This is a genomic window from Pseudomonas sp., from assembly GCF_050739655.1.
Taxonomy (GTDB): domain Bacteria; phylum Pseudomonadota; class Gammaproteobacteria; order Pseudomonadales; family Pseudomonadaceae; genus Aquipseudomonas.
The window spans coordinates 1-7386 of sequence record NZ_JBOIBY010000108.1; the positions used below are offsets into that span (position 1 = coordinate 1).

Annotated in this window: 4 protein-coding genes and 1 pseudogene; 2 read left to right on the plus strand and 3 right to left on the minus strand. The window is 60.6% G+C overall.

What is annotated here, in order from left to right; genetic code table 11:
* A pseudogene (locus tag ACRESJ_RS05700) lies at nt 1-114 on the minus strand (orotidine-5'-phosphate decarboxylase); the annotation flags it as partial.
* 260 nt (nt 115-374) lie between these two features.
* Between ACRESJ_RS05700 and ACRESJ_RS05705 the strand changes: the two are divergent.
* Both ACRESJ_RS05705 and ACRESJ_RS05710 read left to right on the plus strand, forming a co-directional pair.
* Nucleotides 375-1133 (plus strand): response regulator, encoded by a 759-nt coding sequence (locus ACRESJ_RS05705; RefSeq protein ID WP_431757033.1) that lies wholly within the window; start codon nt 375-377, stop codon nt 1131-1133.
* A complete protein-coding gene (locus ACRESJ_RS05710; RefSeq protein ID WP_431757034.1) occupies nt 1133-2182 on the plus strand; it encodes a sensor histidine kinase in 1050 nt (349 codons plus the stop codon). Before ACRESJ_RS05705 ends, ACRESJ_RS05710 begins: the two co-directional genes overlap by 1 nt.
* Before the next feature lie 200 nt (nt 2183-2382).
* Here the strand turns inward: ACRESJ_RS05710 and ACRESJ_RS05715 are convergent, their stop codons facing one another.
* Together ACRESJ_RS05715 and hrpA are read right to left on the minus strand one after the other, a co-directional pair.
* The gene (locus tag ACRESJ_RS05715) at nt 2383-3504 is read right to left on the minus strand and encodes a beta-ketoacyl-ACP synthase III (protein ID WP_431757035.1); all 1122 of its coding nucleotides are present in this window, start codon (nt 3502-3504) and stop codon (nt 2383-2385) included.
* A gap of 457 nt (nt 3505-3961) precedes the next feature.
* A partial coding sequence (gene hrpA, locus ACRESJ_RS05720; protein ID WP_431757036.1) for an ATP-dependent RNA helicase HrpA occupies nt 3962-7386 on the minus strand: 3425 nt, incomplete at its 5' end.

The following is a 7386-nucleotide window of genomic DNA, read 5'->3' on the forward strand; positions in this document are numbered from 1 at the left end:
CTGATCGGCCAGCTTCAGTGCGGCGTCACGGGTAGGGAAATCCAGGGCGACGATGATAGGAGTCTGGCAGGCGGACATGAGTGGGCTCTCAGGCAAGTCGAAATCGGCGCGCATTGTAGCGGAACCAGCGCAACTGCGGGACCCGATGATCGGTAAATCGTCAATTGCGCCCAGGCAAGACTAGTACTTACGGCAATTGTGTCGAGTTCGGTACATACATGACATGCCCGTAACACCCATGCGCGCTACCCTCGCGACCCGCAATACGTCCTTACAGCAGCACTTCCCGCCTCCGGGCCGGACGCCTATGCTGGAACCACAACCTCGCAGCCCATCTTTGTGGTTGGCAGCCTACCTGGCAGATGAACGCACGCATGCACAACTCCCAAGCCCCCGTGAACGACGATCAAAAAGCGCTCGGCGACGACAAACGCTGGAGCATTCGCGCCCTGATCGTCGACGATGACGTCCCGACCCGCGAACTGATGATCGACTACCTTGCCCGGTTCAACATCCACGCCAGTGGCGTCACTGACGGCGCGCAGATGCGCCTGGCCATGCAGGCGGAGCCATTCGATGTGGTGGTGCTCGACCTGATGCTACCGGGCGAAGATGGCCTGTCACTGTGCCGCTGGCTGCGCGCCGAGTCGGACATCCCGATCCTGATGCTCACTGCCCGCTGCGAACCCACCGACCGGATCATCGGCCTGGAACTGGGCGCCGACGACTACATGGCCAAGCCCTTCGAACCCCGGGAACTGGTCGCGCGCATTCAGACCATCCTGCGTCGGGTGCGTGACGATCGCAGTGAACAACGGGCGAACATCCGTTTCGATAGCTGGCGCCTGAACAGCGTGTTGCGCCAATTGATCGCCGCCGACGGCCTGGTCGTGCCGTTGTCGAACGCGGAATTCCGCTTGCTCTGGGTATTCATCGAACGCCCTCGCCGGGTGCTGAGCCGCGAGCAACTGTTGGACGCAGCCCGCGGGCGATCGATCGAAGCCTTTGATCGCAGCATCGACCTGCTGGTCTCGCGCCTGCGCCAGAAACTCGGTGACGACCCCAAGGCACCACAACTGATCAAAACCGTACGCGGTGAAGGTTATCTGTTCGATGCACGAGACATCGGTTGATGCGTGGGCGCTTCGATACGCTGTTCGGCCGCCTGTTTGGCGTGTTGTTGGTGGCGATTATCCTGGCGCACCTGCTGGCGTTTGCCTGGTTTCAACATTACGGTCCGCCACCTCCGCCGCCTCCGCCAGAATTTTCGGAAAAGTTCGATGGACAGCGTCCTGCCCCAGACCCGCGTTTTGAAGGCCGGCCACCACGACCGTGGTTCGGCGGGCCACTGGTGCCCCTGACGTTTCAATTGATCTCACTGATCATTGCTGCGTGGTATGGCGCCAAGCTGCTGAGCCGGCCGATCCAGCGCCTGAGCGACGCGGCCGAGCGCTTGAGCGAAAACCTCGACAGTGACCCGCTGGATGAGTCCGGCCCAAGGGAAGCGCGACAAGCGGCCCACACGTTTAACAAGATGCAGCGCCGCATCATCGAGCAAGTGAAGCAGCGTTCACGCATGCTTGGGGCGGTGTCCCACGACCTGCGCACGCCACTGTCGCGGTTGAAGCTGCGACTGGAACAGATCGACGATGAAAAGCTGCAAGGCCAGATGCGCCAGGATCTGGACGACATGATCAGCATGCTCGACGCCACCCTCACCTATTTGCATGAACAGCGAACCAGTGAAGCGCCGCAATGGATGGATGTGCAGGCACTCATTGAATCCCTTAGCGAAAACGCTCAGGACCAGGGCGCCGACGTACAGGTCAGCGGAAACTGCGCGCCGCTGCAAGTACAACCCATGGCGTTGCGATCCTGCGTCAACAACCTGCTGGACAATGCCCTGCGTTATGCCGGCCAGGCGCTGATCACCCTGCAAGACCATCGCGACCACCTGATCATCCTTGTCATCGACCATGGACCCGGTATCGCAGCGCAGCAACGTGAAGCGGTGTTTGAACCGTTCTTTCGCCTTGAAGGTTCGCGCAATCGCAACTCCGGGGGCGTTGGCCTGGGCATGACCATCGCCCGTGAAGCGGTGCAGCGCCTGGGCGGACAACTGAACCTGGAAGAAACCCCCGGTGGCGGATTGACTGCAGTCATTCGCCTGCCACGAAGCTAAGGCACACATCCTTCTCTGTGGGAGCGTGGCTGCCCGCGAAGGTGTCCGGTCAGTCACATCGGAGTTGGATGTACCGCCCTCTTCGCGGGCAAGCCCGCTCCCACAGTTCCACGCCGACCGCTGAATATGTGAACGGCACAAAACCCTGTGGGAGCGCGGCTGAACTCGAAGGGCCCTGCCAGTCAGCATCAATCCCAGACTCAGCGCTTGCGCAGAATCACGCTGCCGATGGAGTAACCGGCGCCGAACGAGCTGAGCACCGCCAGGGAACCTGCTGGCAGGTCGTCCTGATTCTTGTGGAACGAGATCACGGAACCCGCAGAGCTGGTGTTGGCGTAGGTGTCGAGGATCACCGGCGCTTCCTGTTCGGTGGCATCACGCCCCAGCAGCTTCTTGACGATCAGGTGATTCATGCTGAGGTTGGCCTGGTGCAGCCAGAAGCGTTTCACATCGCTGACGTTGAGCTGGTTTTCCTGCAGATGCTCACCGATCAGCTCGGCCACCATCGGGCAGACTTCCTTGAACACCTTGCGGCCTTCCTGAACGAACAGTTTGTCCTTGGCGCCGATGCCCTCTTCCGCGGCGCGGTTGAGGAAGCCGAAGTTGTTGCGGATGTTGTTGGAGAACTTGGTCAGCAGTTTGGTGCTGACGATATCGAACTGGTACTTGGACGTGGCCAGGTCGGCGCGTTCGATGATCACGGCAGTGGCAGCGTCACCAAAGATGAAGTGACTGTCGCGATCGCGGAAGTTCAGGTGACCGGTGCAGACTTCCGGGTTGACCATCAGAATCGCCCGGGCCTGACCCAACTGGATGCTGTTGGCGGCAGTCTGGATACCGAAGGTCGCCGAAGAACACGCCACGTTCATGTCAAAACCGAAACCCTGGATGCCCAGCGCTTCCTGAACTTCGATGGCGATGGCCGGGTAAGCGCGTTGCAGGTTGGAGCAAGCGACGATCACACCGTCGATGTCTGCTGCGGTCTTGCCTGCGCGCTGCAATGCTTGTTCGGCAGCGCCGATGGCCATTTGGCAAAGCACCGACCATTCGTCGTTGCTGCGCTCCGGAAGGCGTGGTGCCATGCGTTGCGGGTCGAGGATGCCGTCCTTGTCCATGACAAAACGGCTCTTGATACCGGAGGCTTTTTCGATGAAGGCTGCGCTGGACTCGGTCAATGCTTCGATTTCACCACGCGCGATGGCGTCAGCATTGTCGGCATTGAATTGCGCCACATAAGCATTGAAAGACTGCACCAGCTCTTCGTTGGAGATGCTGTTGGCCGGGGTGTACAGGCCGGTGCCACTGATGACGACGTTATGCATGGTCGTGTCTCTGATCTGTTCAGGCAGAAAGTATTGGTACCGACGTACCAATACGCAAAGGATTTATTCCCATCCGGGGGACGCAAACCTGGCAACGCTTTATACCGACATCCGACCTGGCCGAAGGCTCTAAGTCGCGAAACCGGCGCTTATGGTCGCGAAGTTTGCCATAAACCTAATGATTTGGCGCCTTTTGCGAGAGCGATGACAGACCTGTGGGAGCGGGCTTGCCCGCGAAGGGATCTGCACATTCAAGGAAGATGTTGAATCTGAAGCCGTCATCGCTGGCAAGCCAGCTCCCACAGTTACCGCGTCGGGCCCATGATTTGAGTACGACTCAGAATCCTGTGGGAGCGGGCTTGCCCGCGAAGGGGCCATCAAATTCAACATCTATATTGACTGACACTCCGCTTTCGCGGGCAAGCCCGCTCCCACAGGTATTGTGCAAGCCCCGGGGTTAGGGCTCGACTTGCGTCCACTGCTTGTTCAGGCGTTTGTCGGAAATCGGCACCTTGGTTCCCAACTGTTGGGCGAACAGCGAGACCCGATATTCCTCCAGCCACCAGCGATACAGCTCCAGCTGCGGATCGCGCTTGCCTTCCTGAGCGTGCTTGCTGGCGCGGGTCTGGTATTGGGTCCAGAGCCCGGACAATTCGCCGCTCCAGACCCGGTCGCGCTGCACCTGTGCACCGATTTTCTCGAAGCGTTGTTCGACCGCCTTGAGGTAACGGGGTAACTCCTTGAGCCATTGCATCGGTGTTTCGCGAACAAACCCCGGATACACCAGATGACTGAGCTGCTGCTTGATGTCGTTCAAGGCCACGGCTTGCGCCAGGTCGATCTTGCCCTTGAAGCGCTTTTGCAGGCCATGCCAGTGTTTGAGGATTTCCAGGGTCAGCTTCGCCACCCGTTCGGCGTGCTCAGTCCAGGCACCACGCTTGCGTTCGGCCAGCGACGCCAAACCGGCGCCGTCACGGGGCAACGGGTCTTCACCCTCAAGAATGCAGCTATCGAGGCTGGCCAACAGAATATCTTCGACCAACGCATCGACACGCCCCATGTCGCGATACAAAAGCCCCAACTCGGTCAGACCCGGCAACTTGCCACGCAGGAACTTCGCCGGCTCCGCCAGTTGTTGCAGCAGCAATCGCTGCAAGGCGCGACGGTGCTGGAACTCGGCTTCGGCCGGCGTCGAGAAGCGACCTTCCTTGACCGTACCGGCCTCCTCCACCAGCGCCGGATAGACTGTCATCGACAGCCCGGCGATCTTCTGCTGGGTTTTCTCGGCCACGGCGGCAAACACTTTCGGCTCAACCGGCTGCTGACTTTTCGCAGTTTGCGGAACGGCCAATGCGGCTTGGCTGGCTTCGGCGAAACGCGCCGTCAGCTCGGCCAGATCACGTCCTTCGCCGAGGAACTTGCCCTGGCCATCGACGATTTCCAGGTTCATGCGCAAATGGCTTTCCACCTGCTGCGCTGCTTCCGCCCAGGCTTCATCGCTGACGCGGGCGCCGGTCATACGCAGCAGCTCGCGGCCCAGCGCCTGGGGCAGTGAGCCTTCGGCGAAGGTCATGCGTTGCAGGGCCGCTTTGACGAAGTCCGGCACCGGTACGAAATTCTTGCGCAAAGCCTTGGGCAAGTTGCGCACCAGGGCAATGCACTTGGCTTCGATGACACCCGGCACCAGCCATTCCAGACGCTCAGGCGGCAGCATCGGCAACAACGGCGCCGGCACACGCAGCGTCACACCGTCACGCGGGTGGTTCGGCTCGAAGTGGTAGCTCAACGCCAATTCCAGATCGCCAATGTGCAGCGTGTCCGGGTATTGCAAGGCGGTGACTTCACTGGCCTCGCGGGCCAGCACGTCTTCTTCGCGCATGATCAGCAGTTGCGGGTCTTTCTGGCTGTTGACCCGATACCAGCTGTCGAAAGTCGCGGTCTGGTGGATCTCCGCTGGCAGGCGTGCGTCGTAGAAGGCGTACAGGGTTTCTTCGTCGGCGAGGATGTCACGGCGACGGGCCTTGGCTTCCAGTTCGTCGAGTTGTTCCAGCAACTGCTTGTTGGCCGTCAGGCACTTGGCCTTCGATTGGATTTCGCCACGCACCAGCGCTTCACGGATAAACAGTTCACGGGACACTACCGGATCGACCGGCCCGTAATGCACCGGCCGGCGCCCGACCACGATCAACCCGAACAGGGTGATTTGTTCGTAAGCCACCACCTGGCCACGCTTCTTCTCCCAGTGCGGTTCGAAGTGGTTTTTCTTGATCAGGTGCCCGGCCAACGGCTCGATCCAGTCAGCATCGATCTTGGCCACCATTCGCGCGTAAAGCTTGGTAGTTTCCACCAGTTCAGCGGTCATCAGCCATTGCGGGCGCTTTTTGCCGATGCCGGACGAGGGGTGAATCCAGAACCGTCGCTGACGCGCGCCGAGATAGTCGCCGTCTTCGGTTTTCTGGCCGATCTGGCTGAGCAATCCCACCAACACCGCTTTGTGCAGTTTTGGATAATCGGCAGGTTCTTTATTGAGGCTCAACTGCATGTCACGGCAGATCAGGCTCAACTGGCGATGGGAGTCGCGCCATTCGCGCAACCGCAGGTAATTCAGGAAGTTTTTGCGGCACCAGTTTCGCAACGGACTGGCGGTCAGCGCTTGGCGCTGTTCTTCGAAACCGCGCCACAGATTGACCAATCCGGCGAAGTCCGAGTCGACGTCTTTCCACTGGGCGTGGGCTTGGTCCGCCGCTTGTTGACGCTCCGGAGGACGTTCGCGCGGGTCCTGGATCGACATGGCGCTGGCGACGATCAACACTTCTTGCAAGCTGCCCAATTTCGCCGCTTCCAACAGCATGCGGCCCATGCGTGGGTCCACCGGCAGACGCGCCAATTGGCGGCCCAGCGGGGTCAACTGACTGTTGCGGTCCACCGCCGAAAGCTCTTGCAGCAGGTTGAAACCGTCGCTGATGGCCTTGCCATCGGGCGGCTCGATGAACGGGAACGCGGTGATCTCGCCCAGACGCAGATGCAGCATCTGCAAAATGACCGCCGCGAGGTTGGTCCGCAGGATTTCCGGATCGGTAAATTCCGGGCGCCCGAGGAAATCTTCTTCGCTGTAAAGACGCACGCAGATGCCCGGCTCGACCCGCCCGCAACGGCCCTTGCGCTGGTTGGCGCTGGCCTGGGAAATGGCTTCGATGGGCAGGCGCTGGACCTTGGCGCGGTAGCTGTAGCGGCTGATGCGCGCGGTACCGCTGTCGATGACGTAGCGGATGCCCGGCACGGTCAGCGAGGTTTCGGCGACGTTCGTGGCCAATACCACGCGACGGCCTGGGTGCGACTGGAAAATCCGCTGTTGCTCGGCCGGCGACAGGCGGGCGTACAACGGCAGGATCTCGGTGTGTTTAAGCTGGGCCTTGCGCAGCATGTCCGCCGCGTCGCGAATCTCCCGCTCGCCCGGCAGGAACACCAGTACGTCACCGGGACTGCGGCGTTCGCTGCGCTCATAAGCGGCGATTTCATCGAGGGTGGCGAGAATCGCCTGATCCACGGTCAGGTCGTCCTCGACACGGTTGCCCTCTTCGTCCTGCTCCAGGGTCAGCGGGCGATACCAGGTGTCCACCGGGAACGTACGACCGGAAACCTCGACGATCGGCGCATCGTCGAAGTGCTTGGAGAAGCGCTCCAGATCGATGGTCGCCGACGTGATGATGACTTTCAGGTCTGGACGGCGCGGCAGCAGGGTTTTCAGATAACCCAGCAGGAAGTCGATGTTGAGGCTGCGTTCGTGGGCCTCGTCGACGATGATCGTGTCGTAGCGTTCCAGATAGCGGTCGTTCTGGGTTTCCGCCAGCAGGATGCCGTCGGTCATCAGTTTGATCAGGG